This is a genomic window from Spirulina major PCC 6313, from assembly GCF_001890765.1.
Taxonomy (GTDB): Bacteria; Cyanobacteriota; Cyanobacteriia; order Cyanobacteriales; family Spirulinaceae; genus Spirulina; species Spirulina major.
In genome coordinates, this window is sequence record NZ_KV878783.1 from 1,010,061 (window position 1) to 1,036,487 (window position 26,427).

Below are 26,427 nucleotides of genomic sequence, written 5' to 3' on the forward strand. Positions count from 1 at the left end.
ATCGCGGTGCGATCGCACCTCTATTCTATCTCTGAAACAGGGGTTTCCGGTGGGGGCTGTTTGAGTACCACTTCATCATAAGTGCCCGATTCGATGATTTTGCCTTGTTCGAGGACATAGATGCGATCGCAATGTTTGAGCGTTGTCAAACGGTGAGCGATCGAAATCATCGTTAAACTACCCGCCAAGTTCTGAATTGAATCACTGACAAGCTGCTCCGTTTCATTATCCAAAGCAGAGGTGGCCTCATCAAGAACCAAAATATCCCGCTGATGATAAAGGGCGCGAGCAATCCCAATGCGTTGGCGTTGTCCCCCGGATAAACGCACCCCGCGCTCACCCACTTTTTCCTGTAATCCATTGGGCAACTGTTCAATTAAATCCGTCAGTTGAGCAGCCGCGATCGCCGCCCTTAACCGTTCTTGATTAATCTTTTCTTCAGGAACTCCGAACGCAATATTATGTTCAATCGTGTCATCAAGAAGAAAAATAGACTGGGGAATATAGCCAATCAAATTTTGCCAGCCGCGCAGATTTTCATACACTGACTGACCATCTACTTTTAAATCCCCGGATTTAGGAATGAGCAGCCCCAAAATAACATCCACAAGCGTTGTTTTTCCGGCCCCCGATTGACCAATAAAGCCAATGGATTGTCCTTTCTGAATTTGGAGAGAAATATCATTCAGGGCGCGATTTTCGATATTCGGATAGGTGTAGGAAATATGACTGAGATCAATCGTGTTTTGAAAGGGAAGCGATGGGGTGGATTCGTGATTGGAAGACAGGGCATAGGTGCCACGATTATCTTCGGCTTCAATGAGGTCTTGATAGAGTTTATCAATAATATAGGAATTAAACCGAATGGATGAGGTGGCTTGAACGATCGCTGCTGAAGCGGGCAGCATCCGAATCGATGCGATCGCAAAGACACTTAATGTAGCAGTCAAACTATCGGTATTACCACTTATGATCAACACCAAAAGTGTAAAACCAATCAGAAAACTCACCAGCAAAGCCTCAATAATAAAGCGTGGCAAGTTATTAAACACCATCACCGTCCCCATGGACATCGCATAACGTTTTGCTTCGTAGGTAATCTGTTCTTCAAAATATGGTGCGCAGCCAATGATGTGGGTTTCTTTGATACTGCCTAAGCCATGGTTCACAATCCGAATCATATCGGATTGGGCCGCCGCCGCATCTTCTGCCAATGCTCGCATCCGGTCTTTAAATAAGTTGGTAATGCCGTAGGTTATGAGAACAACCGCAACAATGGACAGAGTTCCGATCGGGCTTGTCCAAGCCAGCAGGCAGAGTAATAGCCCTAAAACCATCAGGTTTGAGAGGGAAACCAGCATCGGAACCAGAATTTTTTGTGAGAAGTTTTGTGATTCGAGAATGAGGGTCTGGATTAAAACAGAAGTGTTGCGGGAGAGGTGAAAGGTGTAGTCTGTTTTTAAGTAGGCTTCGAGGAGACGGCGCATGACGCTGCCAGTTTGAGAAAAGCTGAATTTAAAGATGTATTCTTGCATCTTAAAATTGAAACACACTTTAATAAAAAAGAGCGCAATGATCAGTCCCCCGATGCTGATGATGAACTGTGAAGGAGTGGTAAAGCCTAGGGTTTGATAGAGGTTAGCAATGATGGCGCTATCGGTAATCAGTTCAGGCCTGTTGACCAATCCCATAAAGGGGCCGACTAAGCCAATCCCAAAGGTATCTAAAACTGAGACGAATAGAAAAATGACCACCAAGACTGGAATTTCATATTTTTTACGATCAATGATGTAAAACAGTTTTTGGAGCTTGCGTGACATTTTTGCCTTGAGTTGCTAACGATGAATAGAGCAAGGAATAGGGATTGAAATTATGAGTTCATGAGGTAAGTTTTTACGGGATCGATCGCTTTATTAAAATCGAAGTGGTAGGCGGCTTTGATGGCGTTTTCATGGTAGGTGGGATGATCGGCGTGGATGGTTTGGATGGCGGCAGCGATCGCGGCCGGGGTGACCTCGTTTAACAAGAGTCCCGCTTGGAAATCACGCACACTTTTTAGCCCTAAAATATCCGATCCAATCACGGGGACACCAGCGGCATAGTAGTTATACATTTTTCCAGCCGGGACAGAGATGAAATTAAATTGGGTCATCGCATTGGTATGGTCAAAGTTATAAAAACAAAACCCAATGCTGAACTGAGCTAAATAGTTAATTACTTCTTCTTGGGGAATGTAGCGACGCTCAATGATTAAACGACCGGCATCAATGAGGGGTTGATACTGTTGAGCGATTCTCTCCTGATGCTCTTCGCTGACGATCCCTTTAATGGTCAATGTAAACTTCTCGGTGTCGAGAACATTAAAGACTTCTAAACATTCATACACGCCGTTACGGAAGTTGGCATTGCCAAAAAAGATGGCGTTGATGGTGTCGGAAGGATGATAGTCCGGGGGTTGATAGTTATCGAGGGCGGGGGCGTTGGGGAGAATAAAGGCGGGAATGTTGGTTTCGGCAAAGAGGTAGTCGTAGCGTTCGGGACTGTGGGCTAGGACGGATTTAATGCGGGTGAGGTCGCAACTTAAAAAGAAGCGATCGCGGTAGGGTTCGAGGGATAAAAAATGGCTGCTGGGAAACAGTTTTTGGGCGATGACTAAACCGGCAGAATCGACGGCAATCACTTCATCCGCTTGGCGGCCTCGCGATCGCCAATACACTTGCCACATTTTGAAAAACTGGTAAAGGCGGGAACCTTGGCCGATGACCCGACCAAAATCAGTTAAGAAGGTTGCGAGGTGCTCAGAGAGGGGAATGAACTCAAATTCATCGCCCTGAAGATTATGATTTTGGTATTTGCCATCATCGAGGGTGATCACTCGAATCTTAAAGTCAGCTTTCAGTTTTTCAATGAGGTTGAGAAGTGTGGGAGTATAGGCTAACCATTCGTTGGGAAACAGGATCAGAATCGTTTTAGGCATAATGAGCCGTCGTCATGGATGTCGAGCGAGCGTTAAATGTCTTTATTCTAGGTCGATGTTTCCCCGGTGGCCGAGAATTGTGCCATATTGGCGCGACTAATCCGTGTTCTCACGATTTCATTAGCCGCTGGATTCGGGGTGGGCTTGGAGTTTTTGCCCGATTGTGGGTTCTGTGCCGTTAAAGATGCGTTGGAGGTTGGTGCGGTGGCGAACAATGACGTAGCTGCCTGCGAGGAGGCCAAAGAGGCAGTAGGCGAGGGGTTCGTGGAGCAGCAGCATTAAGATCGTGACGGCGATCGCACTCAAGATCGACCCCAAAGAGACGATCCGACTCACGGCGAGGGTGAGGGCGAAGACGGCGATCGTGCTGAGGGCGACAACGGGACTCATCACCAATAGGATACCGATCCCGGTGGCGACGGATTTGCCGCCTTTGAATTGCAGCCAAACGGAGCGACTATGGCCCACGAGGGCAAGGAGTCCAGCGAGGGTGGCGAACCAGGGTAGCTCGGCGGTGGGGATGTGCGGCGCGATCGCGGGGATATAGGCGAGGCTATAGACGAGGGCGAGGGCGATCGCACCTTTGAGGGCATCGGTGAGGAGGACGGTGGCGGCGGCCCATTTGCCGACGGTGCGGAGGACGTTGGTGGCCCCGGTGGAGCCGGAGCCTTGGTCGCGAATGTCCAGGCCCGTGAGCCATTTGGTCAAAAGATACCCTGTGGGGAATGACCCCAGCAGATAGGAGGCGATCGCAATCCCCACAATAATTAACCCAGTCATAACCTCTCCGCAGCAATTAATTCATTCCTCCCCCATTAATGCAAGAAATGGCGCATTCCGGTACAAATCATCACGATTTCTAACTCATCGGCAGCGGCGATCGAGTCGTTGTCACGAATGGAGCCGCCGGGTTGAATGATGGTCGTGATCCCCGCTGCGGCGGCGGTGCGTACGGAATCATCAAAAGGGAAAAACCCATCACTGGCGAGACAAGCTCCTTTTGCCGCGTCCCCGGCTTGGGCGAGGGCAATCTGAGCCGCGCCGACGCGATTCATTTGCCCTGCGCCTACGCCGACGGTGGTGCGATCGCGGCTAATCACGATCGCATTGGATTTAACGTGTTTTGCCAACTTCCAGGCGAATTGCATTTCTGCCCGTTCTGCGTCCGTGGGCTGCTTTTGGGTCACCACTTGCCACTGTGCCGGGTCATCGGTGGCATCATCGGCGGCTTGGACGAGGAGACCGCCCGCGATCGCCTTCACAGTTTCTTTCGGCCCCGTGAATAAGTCCGGCAAGAGCAACACCCGCAGCTTCGATTTTTTCTTGAGAATCGCCGCCGCCTCTGGCTCACACCCCGGCGCAACGATACATTCTAAAAAGGTTTTCGAGAGGGCTGCCGCCGTTGGGGCATCAATGGGCCGATTCAACGCCACAATCCCCCCAAATGCCGACACCGAATCCGCTGCAAACGCCCGTTCGTAGGCTTCGACGAGGGTCGCCCCCATGGCCGCGCCGCAGGGGTTGGTATGTTTCAACACCGCTGCCGCCGGATCGCCACTGTCGCCAAATTCAATGATGATCCGTCGTGCCGCTTCGAGATCCACCAAATTGTTATAGCTCAGTTCTTTGCCCTGCAATTGGGTGGCGTTGCTCCAGCCGCTCTCGTCGGTTTTATACCAAGTGGCGGGCTGGTGGGGGTTTTCGCCGTAGCGTAGGGTTTGGTGGGGGTGGGCGGTGAGGGTGAAGGGGGCGGGACTGTCGGTGAGTTGGGCGAAATAGGCGGAGATGGCGCGATCGTAGTGGGCGGTCATTTGGAAGCCTTCGAGGGCGCGATCGCGCCGAAACGCCGCGCTCGGTTCTCCGTTTGTTCGCAATTCTTCCAGATAGACCCCGTACCGTTCCGGGCGACAGAGGACGGTTAAATGGGCATGATTTTTCGCCGCTGCCCGCAGGAGGGTGGGCCCACCAATATCAATATTTTCGATCGCATCCTCGACGGTGACATCGGGGTTTGCGATCGTCTGTTCAAAGGGGTACAGGTTCACCACCACCAAATCCAACGCCCGAATCTCGTTCGCTTCTAATTCCGCTAAATGTTCCGGCAGATCCCGCCGCGCCAAAATCCCGCCATGGATACGCGGATGGAGGGTCTTCACTCGGCCCCCCAGGATTTCCGGTGATCCGGTGTAGTCGCTCACCTTCGTCACGGGCAATCCCGCTGCTTGGAGGGTTTTCGCCGTGCCGCCACTACTGATCAAATCAAAGTCAAAGTCTTGAACTAGGGCTTGAGCAAGTTCGACAATTCCGGTTTTATCGCTGACACTCAGCAGGGCTAATTTACTCACAATTCACAGGCGGCGATGAACAACGCCGCTATTATCCCACCTGATCCACCGCCTAAACCTTAAAAAATTGAATGCGATCGCCGGGCGGGGTCATTCTTCCTCGCTCTACCTGGCGGCGTTGCAAATCTTGGCGGCGGATTGGAGGTGAATTCCCCAGGCGACGAGGGGCGAATATTATGAACTGTAAGTTGGTTGTTTGCATCGCGCCTTTGCAGGAGATACCCCGATCGCTCTGAATTCGATGCGATTAAAGGCTAAAGGCCGTGGCTTTTGCCGACGACCCAATGACGGCGAAAAAAGCGAGATAAGGAGGTTTCGTCGAGGGCGAGATAGATGGGGCGACCGTGGGGGCAGGTGCGGGGGTTATGGGTGCGTTGCCACTGTTCGACGAGGGTTTGCATTTCGGGCAGGCTCAGGGATGTGCCGTTGCGGATCGCGCTGCGGCAGGCTGTGGCGACTTGGGCGGTTTCGAGGTCTCCCCCTAGGCTCAATTCCACCAGGGCATCCATGCAATCGTCGCGATCGGCTAAGAGGGCGGGGCAGTGGCGCACGGCCCACAGGTTTTCGCCGAAGACATCGACGGTGATGCCGATGCGCTGGAGTTGTTCAACTTGGCGATCGCGCCATCCCGCCACAATCAGCGGCGGGTCAAGCTCCACTAACTGCCACGCGGTTTGTAATTGCTCGAACAAGACCCGCTCATGGGCGATATGCTGCTCAATTAACCAGAGGCCGTGCTCATGCTCGGCCACAATATACATCCGGTTCACCTGCGCTACTACCCGCAGCGGCATTTGGATGCCTGCCGGGGCGGTGAGGGGGGTAACTTGGCGATCGAGGGTGTAGGTTCCGGCGCTGGCGGCGGCTTTGAAGACGGTTCCTAAGCGTTGATTGTGGGCGGTGGGGGTGAGATCGGCGGGACTGAGGCGCAGGGCTTGGTCGATGCTCTCCCGGACGCGATCGCGCCAAAAATCCAGGTGATGCAGATAAACTTCGGTTTTGGCGGGGTGGCGGTTCCAGTCGATTTGGGCGGGGGGAAGGGTGAGGTGGAGGAAGGCGACGGGGTAGCGGTGTTTGGGGAGGGTGCGGCTCATGCTGGCGAGGAGGGTCTGTTCGAGGGCGGGCGATCGCACCCAGCGGCCGTTGATCGCCACCTTGAGCCAATCGGCACGGCGACGGTGACAGCGATCGGGCAGACCCACCACCACCTGAATCTGAGCGTCGGGATAGTCGGGGAGTTGGGTTTGGGTGAACTGGGCGAAATCTCCCGGCTGCGTTCGTGGCAAGAGTTGGGGCAGGATGTCTTGGGGACTCTCGCCGGGAAAGAGTTTTAACCAGGGGCGATCGCCACGGGATATCTGCCAGTGAAGGCGGGGATAGCAGAGGGCGAAATGATGGATCAGGGTTTGGATCTCTTTGAGTTGTTGGCTTTCAGCGGGTAACCCGTGACGGCGCACGGGAATCCGCCCAAAGAGATCATGAACGGTGATGATCGTGCCGGGAGCGATCGCGTCCGGTTCCATCTCGATCACCTCTCCCTGTTGGTCGTAGCTCACCCGCCACCCCGTTGCCGCCAAACCGGGACGACTGCGAATCTCTAACCGCGACAACTGGGCAATACTGTGCAGCGCTTCCCCCCGAAACCCCAAACTCGTAATCCGCCACAGATCCGCCGTGGTGTGGATCTTGCTAGTGCTGTGGGGCTGGGTGCAGGAGCGGAGACTGTCCCGATCCATCCCCTGGCCATCATCGGCCACTTGTACTCGCCATTGTTCAAGATCGAGAGCGATCGCAATCCGTCCCGCCCCCGCATCGATCGCATTTTCCACCAATTCCCGCACCACAGCCGCCACCGAGTCGATCACCTCTCCGGCAGCAATAATATTAATCACATCAGCAGGCAGGGGTTGAATCGTCGCCATCACGAGATCAATTCTAGAGCGATTTCCCCCCGATCAGATCAGCATCCAGAAGCCCTGAGCTTGTCAAAGGGGGAGATGGCAAGCAGGGCAGATGAAGTATACATCAGCACATCCAATCCCATGCACAAAGGGCTTAAGCCCCTTGCCTCTATATGGCTCAATTGCTCAAGCAAACGCTAGATGTACAGAAAAAAACTCTCTATTGCCTATCACAACAACAGAGAGCTTGGAGGAGAATCGAGAACCGTCGATCAAAACTGAAATTTAGACGAGGCTGGTGACTGTGGTTGCCATGAGGAGCAAAGAGGCAAGGAACAGCACAGCCCAGGCGGCTTGAATTTTGTAGGATTCCTGTTCGTGTGCGGTGGGGTAGGCGGCGCAGTAAACGTCCGGCTCGATGGCGTGGTTATTGAGGATGCCGTTATCGAGTTGGGTGGTGCGCATGGGGTTTACCCTCCGGTTGGTGTTGCGTTCTTGTTTACTAAGATAACAGATTTTTACGAAATGTAACAAATATTTGACAAAGTTTAAATATTTCCTGCGTGGGTGTTGTCATTGCTGCCAGTGTATGGGTATTCGCCACAACGAACCGTATCGTTGATAGCGAATTGCTAGCGATATGCCTCGATCTCGCTTTGAATCAAGTGTTGGTGTCGATCGCAATCTTCGCGATCGCCATTCTCTATTTCGTTTCAGGCCAAAGCTCAACGTAACGGTGCGTTACGCTCACAGCACCCTACTGGGTCATGGCATTAGGGTGGGTTCGGTGGCTTAAACTCCCGCCATCACTGCAATTTAGCAATTCGCCGTAACCCACCGATGAAGAGATCTGGTGACCGCAGGTGATTTTTAAGTATTGATGATCTAATTTGGATGATGATCGGGGAGCAACGGCAGCCCATCTGCCAAAACAAGGGGGGCTGAAGTTGATGTACTTCAGCCCCCCTGTCATTTAATGGCTGGTGTTATTTGTACAATTCGGTGGAGAGGCGGAACGCGAGAATACCGGGAATTAACGCGATCACGAGGGCGATGTAAACTTGAGTATCTGAAATCGGCATGAAATGAATCCTCATGGTAAACAGCTTTCCCATTAATTTTCGGCATCATCGCCCCTTTCCGTTAGACTCCGTTACAAAAATCAATAGAAGGTGCATGGAATGTTCCGATCGAGTCCCGTAGGGATGGAAGAGGCGATCGCATCTCATCAGAATAGTTACCGACCCTCGTGTCAGAGGCTAGACTAGAACATGAGTAACGCTTCTCAACGGGATCACGGTAGATTGCCTCAGTGCTGAATTCCGTGCTGATCCAGTTTTTGTGTACACGCCAAGATTTATTAGAGAACGACCATGGGACTTTTTGATCGCATTGGGCGAGTTGTCCGCGCTAACCTCAACGATGTGGTTAGTAAGGCGGAAGATCCGGAGAAAATTCTAGAACAAGCGATCCTTGATATGCAGGAGGACTTGGTACAACTGCGGCAGGCTGTGGCGAAAGCGATCGCTGCCCAAAAGCGTACCGAGCAGCAATATAACAAAAATCAAACGGATGCCAACAGTTGGCAACAGCGGGCCCAATTAGCCCTATCCAAAGGGGATGAGGGCCTCGCCCGTGAAGCCCTCCAGCGCAAAAAAGGGAGTGGCGATACAGCAGCCCAGCTTAAACAGCAATTGGATGTTCAAGTCAATCAAGTCCAGACCTTGAAACGGAACTTGATTGCCCTCGAAAGCAAAATTTCTGAGGCCAAAACCAAGAAAGATATGCTCAAGGCACGGGTACAAGCGGCCAGGGCCAACGAACAACTGCAAAGTGCGGTGAGTTCGATGAATACGGGCAGTTCCATGGCGGCGTTTGAGCGGATGGAAGATAAGGTGCTCGAAATGGAGGCGCGATCGCAAGCCAGCTTTGAGCTAGGCGGGGCGGATCTAGAAAGCCAATTCGCCGCCCTCGAAAGTGGCAGCGACGTGGATGCAGAATTGTCCGCCATGAAAGCCCAATTGAGCGGTGCTGCACCCGATCAAGGCGCACTCCCCCCCTCGGACACCCCGAAGGCAAACCCGACAACGGCTCCCATTGATGCGGAACTCGAAGAACTGCGCCGCCAAATGGATCAACTCTGAACCTGGCCGCTATCCCATCCGCTGCCGGAAACGCTAAAGCATAGGGATGTACACCCCTGTACACCCCTGTGCCTCGATCATCGGAAATCGCCATCGCACCACGGTTAAATTTGGCGAAGACCGTTTCGAGGACAGCTTAAGGCGGTGAAAGGCTAGATCCGTGGGCATTGCCCGCCCTTGGAGAGCGTCTTTCTAAAACGGGTAAAGATCAACGATTTGATCCTCAACGATCGCATAACCCCATTCGGGATGTTGGTTAATCTGACGCTTGATCAGGTTGCGGCCGAGTTTGGTGTTATAGGCCTTTTGAAGGAGGTCAAGGCGAGGGGCTTGGGCGGGGACGGGTTCAGGAGTGGAAGCGTTGGGAAGGGCGGTCGGGGTTTGGAGTTGGTTGAGTTTGGCCATGACCTCGGTTTTGGTGATGGCAGGGCGATCGCTGAAGGCTGGGGGTAAATAAGGGGTGGCAACGCCGCGCTGCTGGGCTTGGAGGGCTTCACGGGCGAGGCGATCGCATTTGCGCAAAAACCCATCCCAAAGATCCTGGGCCAAGGTGGGATTCCGCAGATCCGCCCGCGCCCGTGCCACGGCGGCTTCAATGGGTTCGCCCTTGTGACAGTAATATTGCACCCGCTCCTCTTCAAAGGCGGGATAGGCCACACCGGGCTGAATTTCCCAATCCCGCTGCACCTGTTGACTCGATCCCAAGGGTTGGCCCTGACTGAACTCCTCCCAAAACGGCGACCACATCCCTTTTGTGATGCCGTCGATCACCCAAAATTGACTGCGTTCAGGATTGCGATCGCCCCGCGCCACAAAGTAATCAAAGACGGCTTTTTGAAAGGCGGCGAGTTCTTGCTGAGATTGCCACGGGCCGGAAAATTGGTACTGCGGGGCAACGGGGGGCGCGGGGCGGGGGGGCGGTGTGAAAAAGGGATCAGCAGCGGGAGGTGCGATCGCCACCGGGGTTAGATCGCCCAGGGTGGTTAAGGCGGTAAGGATGGGCGTGAGATTGAGTTGAAGTTCGCGCTGCTGGTCAGGGCGGAGGCGTTCGGCGAGGATGCCGCGCTGCTTTAACTGACGGCAGGCCTGTTGATAGTCGTCATGATTCAGACCCGTAACCCGTTGAATCGCGTCAAACTCCGGCGCAAACCAAGCGTCCGGGGTGGTGTGGCTGTGCCAATGGTGAACCAAAATCGCAGCGGCAACGCCCCCGGTGACAGGAACGAGGTGGGGAAAGTAAACCGCAGCAGGGCCAAATTGAGGCGGGGTCGGGGTCATCAGATCGGTAAATGGCAGTTTTTTCAATCTAGCATCAGAGGTCATGAACGTTATTTCAGTCAAATGCGTAAGCAGAGAGATTGTCCAGAAGTACGAGAACTCAATAAACCTTACGTGAATTTTCAAAGTAATTCATCGAAAAGCGATACTTATCGTCCGTGGAATGATAGTCACCATCAGACTAAACTCCACACCATGAAACGACATCCCTTACTTACTGGCTTAGGTCAACGCATTCGCGAATACCGAAAAGCTCGTGGCCTTTCCCAGGAAGCGTTTGCCGCTGAATGTGGATTGGATCGCACCTATATCGGTGGAATTGAGCGAGGAGAGCGAAACGTTGCAATTCTCAATTTAGCGGTCATTGCTCAAGGTTTAGAGATATCAATGTCCGAACTACTCTCCGACTTATAGTCTATGCAAATTACCGAAACCATTGATGTCATTTGCCGTGGGGATGCTGATCAAAATCCCATCTGGCAGCAAGCTTGTGTTGATGTGGCACAAGCCATTTCCGTTATTGACTGGCCTCATGGCACAGGAACGTTTAAGCTCAATCCAGGTACAAAGCCCCATGCCAATGGTGTGATGCCCATCAAAACTCCTGGCATCAACAGGCTCAAAACCCTCGGCTGGCAAACTGAGCGTTTACCCAAAGAACTTGCAGGGATCAAGATGGGCAACCTAGATGCCATCCTCGAAACCCAAACGGGTATGGTGGGTTTTGAATGGGAAACGGGCAATATTTCATCGAGCCACCGGGCAGCCAACAAGATTATTCATGCACTACTCACAGGAGGATTGTTGGGTGGCATCTTGGTTGTTCCTGCCCAATCGATGCGCCGTTATCTCACCGATCGCGTTGGCAATATTACCGAACTTCGTGCCTACTTCCCCGTTTGGTCAGCGGTGCAACTTGAAACAGGGGTTTTTCGAGTGATCGCCGTGGCACAGGATGAATTGGACGATACTGTGCCCCTCATTCCCAAAGGAAAAGATGGCATGGCTGCCCGTTAATGGGGTTGATCATCAACAGTATCGGTATTGACATGGTGATCGATGTCTCCTACCGTTAACCGCTCAATAATGACATCACAGTTCTCGATTTCAATACCAATCCAGTGACGATGCTTCTGTTCACAAACGGCAAAGGTTGTTCCGGCTCCCCCGAAAGGATCAAGCACTACATCACCAGGAACCGTTGAAATTTCAACCACGCGATCCAGTAGCTTCGTTGAAAGTTGATTTGTTTTCCGCTTCTTGCTTTTAAATTTCCAATGGCGCACTGGGGGAATATCTGTCCAAACATCTGGGAGATTGACACCCTTAGGATTCATGGCTCGACGATGCCCCCCATAATCTTTGATGTCGCCCCCACAATGACGACATGTTGCGATCGGGGTGCGGATTTTCCGAAAGGTTTTCGGTTTATCACCCTTGCTGTAATACAGCAAACTATAGTGGGATGGGTACAGTCTGCCTCGAATAGGCATACAGGTTTTCGCATCAACCGCGATCCAATGGCGAAATGTGAAACCCAACTCTATGAGATAGGAACCCAATAAGACATTCCATTTCGGTAGGTTGTAGACAAATAAAGAACCCCCTGGACAAAGGACACGCTCACATTCAGAAAGCCACGAGTGCATCCACTCGATATACTCAGTCTCTTGTCGCTGGTCGTTCACCCTACTTCCATAACGCTTACCCAGGTTAAACGGTGGATCAGCAAACACCATATCGATTGTGTCGCTGGCAATATATTTCAGTAGCTCCAGACAATTACCCTGTAGTAAGACACCTTGTTCAGTCCTTAAAATTGGTTCCGGACAATCCGTTCCTAGAATTCCTTGTGGAATCCATGGGGTGGGACTGATGTCTAATCTTTGCTGCTGATAGAGAATTTCAGGCATTGGCTAGCATGTGATGACTATGTGCATCATAGTTTATTCTTGGGTAGTCAACCAAATGTACTGTGTTTGTTCCATCAAGCTACCTTGTGGACACTCCCCGGCCTAAAGGGACGGGGATTCTTGGCTCACCGAGTCCACTTACCTAGGATTCCTTGCGAAGTCCTACATAGAGGTGGTTCTCTCCCCAAGCGTTACTTTCGGTGTGCCCCACCGTAGTTGGATTGCTCCAAAGTTTGTTTGGATGGGCAGCAATATTTGCCAAAAACTATTCGTCTAGTGCCTGTGAATCTTTTACCTACTTGCAGGGAGGCCTAGAACAATGAAGTAGAACCCCATAGATTCAATTGCCAAGGTTCAGTCGCTACGGGTTAGGTAGCATCGGGTTTTTAAAGCGGTTGATTACCCGATCCGCTACGCTAATCGTACACAATAAAAAGCTGTCCTGGAAGGACGGGGCTTTAGACCCATGAATTTTGGTAAAATCTGCTGTCGATACTGCCCAAAGTGCCTTGGGCATTGTGGGTGGAGTGGTTACGCTCACTGGTTATTATTGGCTGGGATGAGCATGGTTATGGGGGCAGATCTTGCCAGCGATCGCGCACCCGTTGCCAAATCCGGGGCAGGTCAGTGAAGCGGGGCGCGAGGTGGCGGCTGTAGGTGAGGCAATAGCGCAGGAGGCGGCGGCGATCGGGGCAAAAGTAGCGGTTAAAGGCGATGCTGGCATAAAGGCGACTGGTGTACATGCCACGGGGGCGGCGGGTGATCGTGAGGCGATCGGCGTAATGTTCCACATAGGCAGCGGGGATACAGCGACTTTTGAAGCCGTGACGGTAGAGGTACGCGCCAAATTCGAGGAAGCTTTCGCCGTAGCTGTTGAAGTCGTCCACCATCCGTAGGCCGCGATCAAACACGGTGCGCGGGTAGATCGTTGAGCCGTCGGCAATGCCCCAATTGTCATCGGGGTTCGTGATCCGCAGCCCCACCCCGGATGGACAGAGTTGATTGGCGCGATCGCTGTGGTAATAAAATTCACCGTCTACATAGCTCCGTTCCCCCGTCGTCCAAATCGCATCGGGATCACTGCGGATTGCCTGCCAACATTGGTCGAGGTGGCCCGGTGGGAGACAGTGATCATCGTCCATGGTGCGGATGTGGGTGCTGGTGCAGGCGAGGGCGGTGTGGTTGCGGTTGGCGTAGAGGCCGCGTTGGGGGCCGGGGATGTAGCGACAGTGCCAACGCTGGGCGATCGCTCGCACGGCACGGCGATCGCTCCCCTCGGAATCATCAGAAATCACAATTTCATCGGGTTGGACGGACTGCGATCGCACCGAGGCGAGACAGCGTTCAAGGCTGGCGGGGCGATTCCGGGTCAGGAGGGCAATACTGAGGGACAACATAGGGTTAAGGATTCAAGGCAGCAAGGGCGGCACGATAGGCGGTCAGGGTATCGGCGGCGATCCGTTCCCAGGCAAAGTCTGCCGCGACGGTGTGGCACCGGTGGGCGAGGGTGCGGTAGTCATCTGGGGCGAGGTTGAGGATGGCGAGGAGTTGGGCGGCGAGGGCGATCGCATCCCCCACGGGCACGAGCAGAGCCGGATCAACAGGATTCAGCATCGTTTGCGGCCCCGGAATATCGTAGGCCACGGTGGGAATTCCCGCCGCCAATTTTTCCAACACCGCAAACCCAAACCCTTCGATATAGCTGGGAAACGCGCCCACGGTGGTGGTGATAAGGAGGTGAGGCAGATCCTCGCTATCGTAATTAGGGATCACCTCCAACCAATCGCCATCGGGCAGTGCCAAATCTCGCAACACCACGGAACGGGGCGATCGCGTCCCCAAAAAGCGAAACCGCACCTCAGGCCGGACGGCATGAACCTGCCGGATAATCGTTCCCCAATCTTGGGAGCCTTTGCGATCGCACCACGTACCGATCAACGTCACCACCGGCCGCCCTAATCGCTGGGCTGGATCACGTAAGACCGTCCCCAAGGCCTGCCGCCGCGCCGCCGACAGGCCGAAGGGAAACACCCGGCATTTCTGCCCCAGGTGCAAGGTCTGCTCAAGGTAGTATTGCTCGGCAGGATTGGGGAGATTGATCAGATCCGCCTGGCGAAAACTGGTCAAACAGCGGCGCACCTCATGGCGATCGCGCCAGGCCAACAACCACCGCACGATCCACCCCTGCCAAGAGCGCGGCTTAGGCCCCTGCCGTCCCCGTTGATGTTCAAAGGCATGGTAAAGGGGATACATCCCCACCGATCGCGCCACCAGCAGCCCCGTGATGCCCAATTCCCGTTTGGTAAAGGGTAAATTGCCCTGATGCGCATCAATCACATCAAAGCGATCGCCCTGTTGTCGCACATATTGCCGCGCTTTTTTGGAAAAATGGGGCCGCGTCAGGGTTGCCCAGAGGGAATGGGACAGGTTGGGAAAGGCCGCGTTGAGGTCGAACACCTCCACGGTATGGCCCCCACTGCGCCACAATTCCGCCAATTCCAACTGCACCCGCGATCCCCCAAAATCCCGCTGCAACGGCATATGCAACAGGATGAGAATGCGGAGCGATCGCGCCTCAGTCATCGGGTCTCTCCTGGGTGCGATCGCCTCATCCGGCATTGAACTGCGCCGCCGCATCCTGCACCGCCGCCTCAACGGTTTTTTGTCCCAACATCGCCCCCTGAAGGTTTTCATAGATTGCCTTCTGCAACAGATTCAGCTTCTCCATCGGTGGAATCAGCACCTCCGCATCGGCCAACTGTTCTGCGCCCACCGTCACCGCTATTTCTACAGGGGTAGGGTCGGGTTTCCCTTTTAAAAAGGCAATATATTTCTGCAACGCCTCCTGGGTCGAAGGCAGCACCTTCGCCGCCTGAGCAAAGGCCAATTGATTGTCGCTATTGGTGACAAACAGGGCAAACTGCACCGCCGCTTCCGGGCGATCGCTATTCCGAGGGATCACCAAATTCATCACCGCCACATTCTTTTTCCCCGTTTCTCCCGTAATCTGCGGAGCCGCCGCCGACACCTGCGCCACCTCCGGCGCATTGGTTGCGATCGCCCCTAAAAACTGTGCCGATGTAGCCAATACAGCCGTCTCCCCCGCCTGATAGAGATCGATCGCATAGCGATGGCCCTGGGTCAGCACCTCCGGCGGCAACAAGTCCTGCGCATACAAATCCACCCAATATTGAAACGCCGCCCGCCCCGCTGGCGTATCAAACGCCGCCTGGCCCGACTCATCCACCAACGTCACCCCCATCTTCACAAAGGATTCCAGCACTTCCCCCGAATCCTCCGGCACAAAGGTGACAAAAAACGCATATTTTCCCGTCTTCTCCTTCACCGCTTGGGCGACCGTCGCCAACTCTTCATAGGTCGCCGGCGGCTCCTCAATCCCCGCCGCCGCCAAAAGCTCCTGGTTATACACCGTGATTTGCGTCGTCAAATACCACGGCACACCGAAACTTTCCCCCCCCAGCATTCCCGCCTCCCAAATCTTCGGCAAATACGCGCCGCGATCGTCGGGAGTCACCGCCCCATTCAAATCTAACCAAGCATTACGGGTCGCCAACTGCGAGGCAAACTTCGGGTTTAAATTCACCACATCCGGGGCCGTCTGAGCCGACACCGCCGTTAAAATTTTCGTTTCCATCGCGTTCCAGGGCACATCTTCCCAACGCACCGGATTTTCAGGATTGTCCGCCTCAAAGGTTTCGATCACCCCGGTTACATACTCGGTGAATTCAGGTTTGAGTTGCATTGTCCAAAACTCAAGGGCATCCTCTTGGGGGGCCTGAGCACCACAACTCGTCAACCAACTCAAACACAGCCCAATCAAGGCAAAGCAGAGAATCCGAACCGGCGAGGAACGCTGAAGCATAGGGAGTCAAAAGAAAACAGATTTTCGAGATTCCACTATACCCTACCCGCTTCTGGCTTCACCTTAATTCTCTTCGCTGCTGAAAATTCTTTCCAGTCTGAACATCCTGGGTTAAATTTGGGTAGCATCTAAACTAAGTATTAACCTCAGGACTCACCATCCTCTGCCAATCCCCCTGGATAAAAAACCCCCATGTTTGATTCCGTCAAGAACTTATTTGCCAAAAAAGGGCAAGGTATTGGTCTAGAAATTGCGGCTGAGCGGATTAATATCGTTCAACTCCGCAAGCAGGGACAAACCTACAAGTTAACCACCTTTATCACGGAAGAAGTGCCAGAGGGCATCATTGAAGAGGGGCGTATTCTCGACACTCCGGCTTTGGCGGAGTTGATTCGCGAGACCCTCGACAAAAACAATATTAAGGCGAAGAAAATTGCCACGGCTGTACCGATGCGGGAGGCGATTATTCGGTTGATTCCGATTCCCTCAGAACTCGATGACCAGGAACTGAAAGACATGGTGCTCAACCATGAAGCCGGGTTGTATCTGCCCTATCCCCGCGAAGAAGTGGATTTGGATTATCAAAAGCTGGGCTTTTTCGAGGATGAAGATGGGATCGAAAAGGTGCAGGTGTTGTTGGTGGCGACGCGGCGCGAGGTGACGGATATGTATCTGGAGACCTTTGAGCAGGCGGAACTGGAGATTGATGTGTTGGAAATTAACAGTTTTGCCCTGATCCGCACGATTCGGGAGCAGTTGCGGGCGTTTGGCCCCCAAGAGGCGGTGGTCTTGGTGGATATTGAGTTTGAGAGTACGGAGATCGCGATTATTGTGGACGGTGTGCCGCAGTTTTCGCGGACGGTTCCGATTGGGACGTTTCAGTTGCAAAATGCCCTGTCGCGGGCGATGAATTTGCCGACGAAGCGGGATACGGAGATGCTCCAGGGCATGACGATTCCGAATACGCCAGTGGATGGGTTGCGGACGGGGGCGACGGGGATTAATCCGGGGATGGCGGCGTTGTTGCGGGTGTTGGGGGAGTTGACCGATGAGTTGCGGCGATCGATTGATTTTTATTTGAATCAGAGTATGGATTATGAGGTGGCGCAGTTGTTGTTAGCGGGCCCGGGTGGGGGTATTGGTCAGTTGGATGAGTTTTTTACGAATCGGCTCAGTTTGCCGACGGAACAAATTGATCCGGTGGCTGCGTTATCGTTGGAGACGGATGAAGAGTTTTCCGATGCGATGCGGCCGGGGCTGGGCGTTGCGTTGGGCTTAGGGTTACGGGAGGTGTGAAATGTATAGTTTAGACGTTAATTTTCTCGACGATCGCGTCATCGTTTCCGGGGCAAGTGCCGCCGCCCAAGCGAAGAAACCGGCTCACAAATACTCGGCGCAGGAGTTGATGCCGATTTTCATTGGCGGCGGTGTGGCGGTGTTGTTGCTGGCGGTGGCGGGGGGCGGCTATGGCTTCCTCTATTGGCAAACCCAACAGGCCAATGATGAATTGAACTTGATCAACAGTCAGATCCAAGCCCTTCAACAACAAAACCAACGGATTCAAGAGCTTGAGTCTGATATTAATGTTGCCCAGCAGCAAACTAACGGCTTGGCGCAGGTGTTTGCGCGGATTCTGCCCTGGTCGGCGGTGATTGAGGATCTGCGGGCCCGTATTCCGGTGGGGCTGCAAATCCGGTCGTTTACTGTCCTTGATTCTGCGGAGGGGGGTGCTCCGCCGCCCACTCAATCGGCTACGCCGGTGGCGGATGCGGCCGCTGCCGATCTGGCTGATCCGGCGGCGGCGATCGCGCCTGCCTTACCGATGCCAATGGTGGCCCTTGAGGGCTATGCTGATTCCTACGAGGCGGTGAATGTGTTTAGCATTAGTTTGCAGCGATCGGCGTTCTTTGATGGGCCGACGGTGCAGATCATAAGTGCGCAGCTTGTGGCAGACCCGAACTCGGTGGATGTGGCGGCGGAAGGAGAGGGTGGGGGCGTAACGATTGAGTTGCCCCAGGTGGTGCAGTATCGGATTCAGGGCCAACTGCGCGACCTGACGACGCTATCGAGCACTGAATTAATCGCACAGCTCAAAAACAAGAAAAATCTAGGTTCAGTGGTGCGTTTAGAAGCATTGCAAGAGAAGGGAATTATTCAGCCATGACCTTTGTTGATGATTTGATGGACGAACAGGATCAGGGGGAACAGTCTCCCTATCCGTCGGCGTTTGGTGTTGAGTTTACCCCGACGGTGGGCGGGGGGCTGTTGGGGTTTGTGGGGCTGGCTGGGGCGGCGGCGATCGGGTATCTGCTGATTTTTCCAGCTTGGACGAGCTTGCAGGAGTTGCGGGCGAGTGTGGATACCAAGCGCACGGAAAAGTTGGCCCTCGAACAGGCCCAAGCCCGGATTACTGAATTAACGGCGGAACTCCAGGTGGCGCGATCGAATCAGCGGGAGGTGCTGAGTCTTTTTGCGGGGGAGGAGGCGACGGAAACGTTGCTGTACACCGTGAGTCAGCAGGTGGAGAAAAGCCGGGGGCGTTTGTTGGAATTTACGCCGCCGGAAGACGCACCCGCACCGGTCACGGATGGGTCTTGGGGCCCGGCGGTGAATAATCTGCTGAAGTCGCAGAATATTAGCATTAGTTTTGAGGCGGGTTTTAGTGAGACGATGACGATTTTGCGGGATCTTGAACGGCTGCAAACGTTGGTGGCGGTGGATAATATTTCGTCGGAGGTGACGACTCAGGAGGAGCGGTTATTGAGTGGGGGGAATATCACGACGACGGGGGAGGCGCTGTTAACGACGCGGATGGATTTGGAGGTGCTCTATCCCGTGAGTGAGGAGGAGTTGGCGGCATTATTAACACCACCGGTAGACCCGAACGCACCGGTAGACCCCAATGCGCCGGTAGACCCGAATGCGCCGCCGGTCGATCCGAATGCGCCGCCGCCCTAGGGGGAGAACTGGTATAGAGTTGGGTGAAGTGTGGGATGGTGTGGCTGTGGGATTGGATTTGATGTGGGTTACGTTGTTGTTTCTGTCTGTTGATCTTGAGGAGTTTTAAAGTTGTGAGAGCTTATCAAAAGTCACTGAATGTATTGGGGGCGATCGCACTAACGGCGATCGTGTCTCAACCTGCGATCGCAGCGGAGGTGCAGATTGTCGATGTGCGCTTACAGCGGGGTGAGTCGGAGTTTCAATTGGTGTTACGGACGACGACGGGGCGCGATCGCCCCCAGATCTTGACGGTCAACCAAGGCAATCAGTTAATCGCGGAACTCCTCAACACGGAAATCAACATCAACGGCAATCGGGCCGGTTTCCGCACGGAAAACCCGATCCCCGGTATTGCGTCGGTGGAGCTTGTGCCGAGCGGCACGGATGCGGTGCGGGTGATCGTGACGGGAACGACGGACACGCCGATCGGTCAAGTGCTTCAGCGCCAAGCGGATCAGGTGGTGCTGGGCTTCACGACGGCGAGTAATGCTACGTCCCGCGCTGCGGCCCAACGCCCAGCGACAACGCCAACCCTACCGCGCCCGACGACGACGCAACAACCGGACGATGAGGATGCGGTGGATATCCGGGTGCTCCCGCCCCCGACGGCGGCGGCCCCAAATCCGACGACGACGGCGGCTCCGGTGGCGGCTCCCCCCTCCAATGAGCAATCGCCGCTGTTTGAAATTAACCCGAATGTGTTCGCCCAAAGTACGCCGCGCTCGGATGTATTGGTTCCCAATCCTGAAATCACCATCGACGGCGGCCGCCCGGCTCTGCCTGCGTCTCCGGCCCAACCCGTGGCCCCGGCTCCGCCCTTCTTGCCGCGAGCGGTCGCGCCTCCGGTGGGGGATATTGCCGTAGCCAGCATGAGCGTTCAACCCAATTACATCGATCTCGGTACAACGCAACCAATTTCCCTACGGATGGAAGAGGCACAGGCGGATACGGTTTTAAGTTTGTTGGCGCGATCGGCGGGGTTAAACTTGATTTTCACCAACGCATCTGGTGATGGTGCAAATGCAGCTAGCAGTGTTGCAAGTAATACGGTTTCACTAGATCTTGAAGGTGAATCTATCCAAAATGCATTTAACTATGTTTTGCAGGTTGCAGGACTCGAAGCTCAACGACGTGGTCAAACCATCTTTGTTGGATCACGTTTACCTGAAGGTGCAAAAGACTATATCAGCCGAACTTATCGCCTAAACCAAGCAACTGCTGAAGCTGTCGCAAACTACCTTGCTACTCAAGGTGCTGAAGTACAGCTTGTGACACAAACACGGCGCGAAATCCGAGACCCTGAAACAGGACGTTTACTTGAAGTGGTTTTCGACTCTCCTGCTATTTCAAGCATCAGACCAACACTAGATAATACGGCTAGTCTTCCACTGCGAAGAGTAGCTGTATCATCGGATGAACGGATGAACACGATCACGGTTAGTGGATCAGCAGAGAAAGTTGCATTGGCAAGTCAAATCGTTCAGCAACTAGATGCGCGGCTACGGCAAGTTGTCGTTAATGTCAAAATCATTGATGTTAACCTACAGAATATTGGCCGCTTTGGGACAAGCTTTTCCTTTGGTATTGAAGATGCCGGTATTATTAATCAGAACGGAATCGGGATTATTAACTTTGGAACTGATGACTCCAATGTAATCCCTGGATTAGATGGATCGGGTGAAATCGCTCCTGTCGGGACAGATATCACCAGTGATACTGTTGGTTCAACCACGATCGGAACGATAGGATCGCGGAGCTTTAGGGTAGTCAATGAATTTTTGGCACAGTTACAAGCTTCAATTCAGAACAATAACGCCAAAATCCTGACTGATCCAACCCTCGTAATCCAAGAAGGGCAAACAGCAGAAGTGACACTAACACAAGAAGTTGTTACTGATGTTAATGTGGAACGAGATGTTAGTGATGGTTTGGTAACAGTTACAACAACGACAGAAAAGGGAGAAGTGGGTTTAAAACTTGCGGTCAATGTCAGTCGTATTGACGATAATGGCTTTATTTCATTATCCCTAGCTCCGGAAGTAACCTCTATTGGAAATACTCAGAATATTAATACTGCGGAGGGAACGAATCAAATTGCATTGCTAAACACTCGGCAATTAGGTTCGGGTCTAATTCGGATGCGAGATGGTCAAACATTGATTCTCTCCGGGATCATTCAGGATCAGGATCGGGTTAATGCTCAAAAAGTCCCGATTTTAGGGGATTTGCCGATCATTGGTTCTCTATTCCGCAGCACCAGCCGTACCAATGAACGGCGCGAGGTGATTGTATTGGTTACTCCTAATATCATGGATGACTCGATGCAGTCGGTTCCTGCTGGATATAACTACACGCCGAGCCGTGATGTGCGCCAAATGATGGAACCGGGCGTAGATGCGAATCGGAATCGTCTCGACGATCGCCCCCAAAGCAACTAAATCCAAAACGCCGCTAATCAAAAGCCCCCTAACCGTAGGGGGCTTTTTGGGGTTGGGGGTTAGCGATCGCTTAAGGAATCACCGTCACCGTCGTGCCGATTTCCACCTGCTCGAACATCGCCACCACATCATGATTAAACATCCGCACACAGCCATTAGAAGCCGCCTTACCGATAGAATTCACCGTCGGCGTACCGTGGAACCCAATGATGCCATTGGACATCTCTGCAAAGCCAATCCACCGTAACCCCAGCGCCGAATTTGGCCCCGGTGGCGTGACTTGACCCGTCCAGGGATTTTGCCAGACCGGATTTTCCACCCGCTGAAACACCTCAAACGTCCCCGTCGGCGTAGGAGTCGCAGACGTACCGATCGCCACCGGATAACTCGCGATCGTTTCATCGCCCCGCAACACATAAACCCGCCGCTCACCGAGACGCAACTCCAGGCGCGTCACCGCATTTTCCGGGAGATAGCGTTCTGCATTGCCCAGCGGGGGGATTTCCGCAAGGGTCGAAACCGTATCAAGGCGAAAATTTGGCTCCGCTTCGGCCGGAGGAGACGCGATCGCACCCAGCACCGCCACCATGATCACTAAACCCAACGATTGAATCCGCATCGAATCAAAATCCTCTACAACGCCACGCCTTCTATTTTAATGAGGATCAGGGGAGTCTGAAGTCAGTAATGTGACGGGTTGTGAGGTGGCTTGGTACTCCAACGCCGCCGCCTTCGGGTTGAGGTAAAGATTTTCTAACACCACCCCCGCCCCCGCGATCCAGGGCGGCACAATCAACGCCCCGACAATCCCTAACACCTGCGTCCCCCCCAACACCGCCAACAGTTGAAAAATCGGCAACACCCGCACCGAATTCCCCACCAACAGCGGATCGAGAACATAGGTTTCCACATTTTGCACGATCAAAAACAGCAGCAGGACCCAGAGAAAGAGCCAACCGCCTTGGGCGATCGCCACCAACAACGCCGGAATTGCCCCCAACACCGGGCCAAAAAACGGGATTAAATTCGTAAACCCCGCAATCACCCCCAACCCCAAGGACACCTCCGCCAAGCCCATCAACCGTAACGCCACACTAATCGCCACCCCCAAGATCGACGAAACCAGTATCCGCCCTTGGATATAGCTGCCCATCCGGTGACTGACCGGGGAGAATTGGGCGGCGATGCGTTGATCCCACGGAGCGGGGAAGAGGGAAACAAAGCCATCAATCAACTTTTGGGAGCCGGCCAGGAGATAGCCCGACAAGAGCAACGCCAAAATGAGGCTTAACGTGCCGCCGATGAAGCCCCGCGTCAGGCTGTAGGAGCGAATCAGCAATTCTTGGGAGGTGCGGAAACCCCAAGAGGTGACGGCTTGGATGTCAAACAGTTGATTGATTTGCTCCACCACCATCGGATCACTGAGGCCAAGGGTGAGGGCGCGATCGCGTACCAGTGCCTCCAACACATCGAGATAATTCGGCAACTTCCGCACCAAGCGTTCAATTTGTTCGGCCACCGTCGGGCCAATGATTAACCCCGCCAACACCAAGCCGCCAATTAACGCCAAGTAGGTTAAAATCACCGCCAACCAGCGGGGCATCTTCAGCCGTTCAGCGCGGGCAATGGCCGGGGCCAAGGTTGAAGCAATAACGATCGCAATCATCATCACCACCACCAACCAACGCAACTGCCACAACAGCACCAGCGATAAGCCCGCCGCAATGATCGTCAGCAGGGTTGAAACCGAAATCGTGATTTGACGTTCAGACATAGAGCAGTGAGATGGGAATGAGGGCATTTTCTCCCGTTCGATCCCCCTAAATCCCCCTTACCAAGGGGGACTTTTTGGAGTTTCCCCCCTTGGTAAGGGGGACTTTTTGAAGTTTCCCTTTTCAAGGGGGACTTTTTGAAATTTCCCTTTTCAAGGGGGACTTTTTGGAGTTTCCCCCCTTGGTAAGGGGGACTTTTTGAAATTTCCCTTTTCAAGGGGGACTTTTTGAACTTTCCCCCCTTGGTAAGGGGGACTTTTTGAAGTTTCCCTTTTCAAGGGGGACTTTTTGAAATTTCCCCCCTTAGTAAGGGGGGTTAGGGGGGATCGAACGGTTCATAGTTAAGGGGAATCAGAGAGCTAACTCTCGGTATTCAGGCTCGACAAACGCCGCAGATTCAGCACATCGCTCATCTGGCGGATGCGGCTGAAACTGTGATCCAGTTGGGGGCGATCGCAAATTTCTAAGCCCAAATTGATCAACGCCGGTTTAGACACTTGGGTCACGACTTCCGCCTGACAAACGTTGATATTGTGGTCACTCAACTTCGCCAAAATATCCCGCATAATCCCCACCCGATCCAAAACTTCCACTTGGATATTGACGCGGTAGGTGGGGCGACGACTCTGCACCGCAAAAGTATTCCAACTGACGGGAATGATGCGATCGCCCTCCACCCCCTCCACATTCGGGCAACCCTGCCGATGGATCGAAATCCCCCGCGTCCGCGTCACCACACCGATAATCGACTCCCCCGGAATCGGATGACAGCAGCCCGCGATGTGATGCAGTAACCCTTCAACCCCTGCGATCGGCTCTAGCCGTTTCCCTTCCCCAGGCGCGATCGGCGGCCGAGATGACGAAATTTCCACCGTGGTGATCGTCGCCGCTTCCGGTTCGATCGGTTGTTGCGCCTTCACCGCATCGCGAATCCGGTTCACCACCAGATTCAGCGTCACCTCGCCATAGCCCAACGCCGCCAAGAGATCCTCAACACCGTGATAGTTGCAGCGTTCCGCCACGGCCTGCATTGGTTCCGACTTCAGCAACGCATCCAGGCTACTTTTGCCCATTTCTTTTTCGAGTAAATCCCGACCGCGCAGAATATTTTCATCCCGGTGCGATCGCTTATACCATTGGCGAATTCGATTCCGCGCACTAGGGGTCACCACAAAATTTAGCCAATCCAAACTGGGCCGACTATTTTTCGACGTAATAATCTCGACAATATCGCCATTCTGCAACGGCGTATCCAGCACCGACCAGCGGCTATTCACCCGCGCCCCCTTCATGTGGTTGCCCACCTCCGTATGAATCCGATAGGCAAAATCCACCGCCGTCGCCCCCCGTGCCAAGGACACCACATCCCCCTGGGGCGTGAACACATAGACATCATCCTCGAACAAATTCGACTTCAGATTCTCCACATATTCTTGAGCATCATTGAGATCGTTCTGCCATTCGAGCAACTGCCGCAACCAAGTGAATTTTTCATCATCCGACGACAGTTGCGCCGTACTGCCGCCGGATTCCTTATATTTCCAATGGGCCGCGATCCCATATTCCGCAATATGGTGCATTTCGAGCGTCCGAATCTGCACCTCCAACGGTCGCCCCGTCGCCCCCACCACCGAAGTATGCAGCGATTGATAGCGGTTGGGTTTCGGTAAGCCAATGTAGTCTTTAAACCGGCCCGGAATCGGACGATACAGGTCATGCACCACCGAGAGCGCCCGATAACACCCGTCTTTCGTTTCAGTGATAATCCGGACAGCGGCAATGTCATAAATTTCGGTGAACGCTTTATGCTGCCGCTCCATCTTTTTATAGATGCCGTAGAGGTGTTTCGGTCTACCCTGAAGCTCCACGATCGCAATCCCTAACTCGGTTAAGCGTTGGCGCACCCGTTCCACAACATTTTCGATCCGTTCTTCACGATCGATCCGCCGTTCCGCCACCAGGTCTTGAATATTTCGATAGGCATCGGGTTCGAGATATTTAAAACAGAGATCTTCGAGTTCCCATTTCAGCCGCCCAATCCCCAAGCGGTTGGCGAGGGGGGCGAAGATGTCGCGGGTTTCTTGGGCGATGCGCTGCTGTTTTTCGGGTTTGAGATGTTCAAGGGTGCGCATATTATGGAGGCGATCCGCCAGCTTGACGATGATCACCCGAATGTCCTGGGCCATGGCCAGAAACATGCGCCGAAAGTTCTCGGCTTGGCGTTCGGTTTTGCTCGAAAAGTTGAAACTCGAAAGCTTCGTCACGCCTTCAACAAGTTGCCGTACTTCGGCCCCAAATTGCTCTTCAATGATGTCAGGGGTAACCTCGGTATCTTCAACCACATCATGTAAAAAGCCAGCGGCAATCATCGCACTGTCACCACCGAGATCCCGCAGCAAACCGGCGACCGCCACCGGGTGGGCAATGTACGGTTCGCCGGATTTGCGGTATTGTCCCTCGTGGAGGGCGTAGGCGAAATTAAAGGCATGACAGATTAGCGCGGTGTCATCACTGGCTTGATGGCCCTGGGACAGTAAACAAGTACTCAGCCAATCGGGTAGAGTAATATCGGTGGGTAGCTGTCCTGATGATGGCAGTGTGGCTGAATCTCTGGGATGGGCAAGGAGGGGTGGATTCATAACACGGTACACTCGGTAATGGTGAATAGTGCCGGTTGGTTCGATTGGGGTCGATCCAGTCGGTAGGGTTGACGAGGGTAGATGCGGCAAAACGATGCAGCCTATGCGGTGAAAAATAATAACGACGAGACAGGCAA

The 26,427-nt window shown here is 53.6% G+C and carries 22 protein-coding genes; 7 read left to right on the forward strand and 15 right to left on the reverse strand.

Features of this window, described 5'->3' with window-relative positions; translation table 11 throughout:
* Positions 1 to 20 precede the first annotated feature (20 nt).
* The 7 genes from SPI6313_RS04435 to psaM form a co-directional block, all read right to left on the reverse strand.
* Positions 21 to 1,820: an ABC transporter ATP-binding protein gene (locus tag SPI6313_RS04435; protein ID WP_072619909.1), complete on the reverse strand. Its 1,800-nt coding sequence runs from the start codon at positions 1,818 to 1,820 to the stop codon at positions 21 to 23.
* A gap of 50 nt (positions 1,821 to 1,870) precedes the next feature.
* A complete protein-coding gene (locus SPI6313_RS04440) occupies positions 1,871 to 2,977 on the reverse strand; it encodes a glycosyltransferase family protein (RefSeq protein WP_072619910.1) in 1,107 nt (368 codons plus the stop codon).
* A gap of 120 nt (positions 2,978 to 3,097) precedes the next feature.
* Positions 3,098 to 3,757, reverse strand: a complete 660-nt coding sequence (gene plsY / locus SPI6313_RS04445; protein WP_072619911.1) for a glycerol-3-phosphate 1-O-acyltransferase PlsY — start codon at positions 3,755 to 3,757, stop codon at positions 3,098 to 3,100.
* A gap of 35 nt (positions 3,758 to 3,792) precedes the next feature.
* The gene (gene purH / locus SPI6313_RS04450; RefSeq protein ID WP_072619912.1) at positions 3,793 to 5,322 is read right to left on the reverse strand and encodes a bifunctional phosphoribosylaminoimidazolecarboxamide formyltransferase/IMP cyclohydrolase; all 1,530 of its coding nucleotides are present in this window, start codon (positions 5,320 to 5,322) and stop codon (positions 3,793 to 3,795) included.
* Between the two features lie 254 nt (positions 5,323 to 5,576).
* Positions 5,577 to 7,244 carry a DNA mismatch repair endonuclease MutL gene (mutL, locus tag SPI6313_RS04455; RefSeq protein ID WP_245788598.1) on the reverse strand — a complete coding sequence of 556 codons (1,668 nt, stop codon included), beginning with the start codon at positions 7,242 to 7,244 and terminating at the stop codon, positions 5,577 to 5,579.
* A 264-nt stretch (positions 7,245 to 7,508) separates the two neighbouring features.
* Positions 7,509 to 7,688, reverse strand: coding sequence for a photosystem II assembly protein Psb34 (gene psb34 / locus SPI6313_RS04460; RefSeq protein WP_072619914.1), 180 nt, complete (start codon positions 7,686 to 7,688; stop codon positions 7,509 to 7,511).
* Between the two features lie 521 nt (positions 7,689 to 8,209).
* A complete protein-coding gene (gene psaM, locus SPI6313_RS04465; RefSeq protein WP_072619915.1) occupies positions 8,210 to 8,305 on the reverse strand; it encodes a photosystem I reaction center subunit XII in 96 nt (31 codons plus the stop codon).
* Positions 8,306 to 8,596: 291 nt separating this feature from the next.
* On the opposite strand from psaM, the gene SPI6313_RS04470 reads away from it, so the two are divergent.
* Positions 8,597 to 9,367 (forward strand): PspA/IM30 family protein, encoded by a 771-nt coding sequence (locus tag SPI6313_RS04470; RefSeq protein WP_072619916.1) that lies wholly within the window; start codon positions 8,597 to 8,599, stop codon positions 9,365 to 9,367.
* Positions 9,368 to 9,559: 192 nt separating this feature from the next.
* Here the strand turns inward: SPI6313_RS04470 and SPI6313_RS04475 are convergent, their stop codons facing one another.
* Positions 9,560 to 10,645 (reverse strand): hypothetical protein, encoded by a 1,086-nt coding sequence (locus tag SPI6313_RS04475; RefSeq protein WP_072619917.1) that lies wholly within the window; start codon positions 10,643 to 10,645, stop codon positions 9,560 to 9,562.
* Positions 10,646 to 10,840: 195 nt separating this feature from the next.
* Here SPI6313_RS04475 and SPI6313_RS04480 point away from each other — a divergent pair, with 195 nt between their 5' ends.
* Both SPI6313_RS04480 and SPI6313_RS04485 read left to right on the forward strand, forming a co-directional pair.
* Positions 10,841 to 11,059: a helix-turn-helix domain-containing protein gene (locus SPI6313_RS04480; protein WP_072619918.1), complete on the forward strand. Its 219-nt coding sequence runs from the start codon at positions 10,841 to 10,843 to the stop codon at positions 11,057 to 11,059.
* 3 nt (positions 11,060 to 11,062) lie between these two features.
* Positions 11,063 to 11,662, forward strand: coding sequence for a PDDEXK family nuclease (locus SPI6313_RS04485; protein ID WP_072619919.1), 600 nt, complete (start codon positions 11,063 to 11,065; stop codon positions 11,660 to 11,662).
* Here SPI6313_RS04485 and SPI6313_RS04490 read toward each other — a convergent pair.
* The 4 genes from SPI6313_RS04490 to SPI6313_RS04505 all read right to left on the reverse strand — a co-directional run bounded on the left by SPI6313_RS04490 (position 11,659) and on the right by SPI6313_RS04505 (position 16,441).
* Positions 11,659 to 12,558, reverse strand: a complete 900-nt coding sequence (locus SPI6313_RS04490; RefSeq protein WP_072619920.1) for a DNA-methyltransferase — start codon at positions 12,556 to 12,558, stop codon at positions 11,659 to 11,661. The genes SPI6313_RS04485 and SPI6313_RS04490 overlap by 4 nt on opposite strands.
* A 569-nt stretch (positions 12,559 to 13,127) precedes the next feature.
* Positions 13,128 to 13,955 (reverse strand): glycosyltransferase family 2 protein, encoded by an 828-nt coding sequence (locus SPI6313_RS04495; RefSeq protein WP_072619921.1) that lies wholly within the window; start codon positions 13,953 to 13,955, stop codon positions 13,128 to 13,130.
* Between the two features lie 4 nt (positions 13,956 to 13,959).
* Positions 13,960 to 15,252: a glycosyltransferase family 4 protein gene (locus tag SPI6313_RS04500; RefSeq protein ID WP_084668891.1), complete on the reverse strand. Its 1,293-nt coding sequence runs from the start codon at positions 15,250 to 15,252 to the stop codon at positions 13,960 to 13,962.
* Positions 15,167 to 16,441, reverse strand: a complete 1,275-nt coding sequence (locus SPI6313_RS04505; protein ID WP_072619923.1) for an ABC transporter substrate-binding protein — start codon at positions 16,439 to 16,441, stop codon at positions 15,167 to 15,169. Before SPI6313_RS04505 ends, SPI6313_RS04500 begins: the two co-directional genes overlap by 86 nt.
* Positions 16,442 to 16,633: 192 nt before the next feature.
* Here SPI6313_RS04505 and pilM point away from each other — a divergent pair, with 192 nt between their 5' ends.
* The 4 genes from pilM to SPI6313_RS04525 all read left to right on the forward strand — a co-directional run bounded on the left by pilM (position 16,634) and on the right by SPI6313_RS04525 (position 21,879).
* Positions 16,634 to 17,737, forward strand: a complete 1,104-nt coding sequence (pilM, locus tag SPI6313_RS04510; protein ID WP_072619924.1) for a type IV pilus assembly protein PilM — start codon at positions 16,634 to 16,636, stop codon at positions 17,735 to 17,737.
* A gap of 1 nt (position 17,738) precedes the next feature.
* Positions 17,739 to 18,605, forward strand: coding sequence for a PilN domain-containing protein (locus tag SPI6313_RS04515; RefSeq protein ID WP_072619925.1), 867 nt, complete (start codon positions 17,739 to 17,741; stop codon positions 18,603 to 18,605).
* Positions 18,602 to 19,399: a hypothetical protein gene (locus SPI6313_RS04520; protein ID WP_072619926.1), complete on the forward strand. Its 798-nt coding sequence runs from the start codon at positions 18,602 to 18,604 to the stop codon at positions 19,397 to 19,399. Before SPI6313_RS04515 ends, SPI6313_RS04520 begins: the two co-directional genes overlap by 4 nt.
* Positions 19,400 to 19,512: 113 nt before the next feature.
* Positions 19,513 to 21,879, forward strand: coding sequence for a type IV pilus secretin family protein (locus tag SPI6313_RS04525; RefSeq protein ID WP_139276516.1), 2,367 nt, complete (start codon positions 19,513 to 19,515; stop codon positions 21,877 to 21,879).
* A gap of 70 nt (positions 21,880 to 21,949) precedes the next feature.
* Here the strand turns inward: SPI6313_RS04525 and SPI6313_RS04530 are convergent, their stop codons facing one another.
* From SPI6313_RS04530 to SPI6313_RS04540, 3 genes are all read right to left on the reverse strand, one after another.
* Positions 21,950 to 22,498, reverse strand: a complete 549-nt coding sequence (locus tag SPI6313_RS04530) for a L,D-transpeptidase (RefSeq protein ID WP_072619927.1) — start codon at positions 22,496 to 22,498, stop codon at positions 21,950 to 21,952.
* A gap of 36 nt (positions 22,499 to 22,534) precedes the next feature.
* On the reverse strand, positions 22,535 to 23,653 hold the full coding sequence (locus SPI6313_RS04535) for an AI-2E family transporter (RefSeq protein ID WP_072619928.1): 1,119 nt from the start codon (positions 23,651 to 23,653) through the stop codon (positions 22,535 to 22,537).
* Positions 23,654 to 24,010: 357 nt separating this feature from the next.
* Complete coding sequence (locus SPI6313_RS04540) at positions 24,011 to 26,290, reverse strand: RelA/SpoT family protein (RefSeq protein ID WP_072619929.1); 2,280 nt, start codon at positions 26,288 to 26,290, stop codon at positions 24,011 to 24,013.
* Between the last annotated feature and the right edge of the window lie 137 nt (positions 26,291 to 26,427).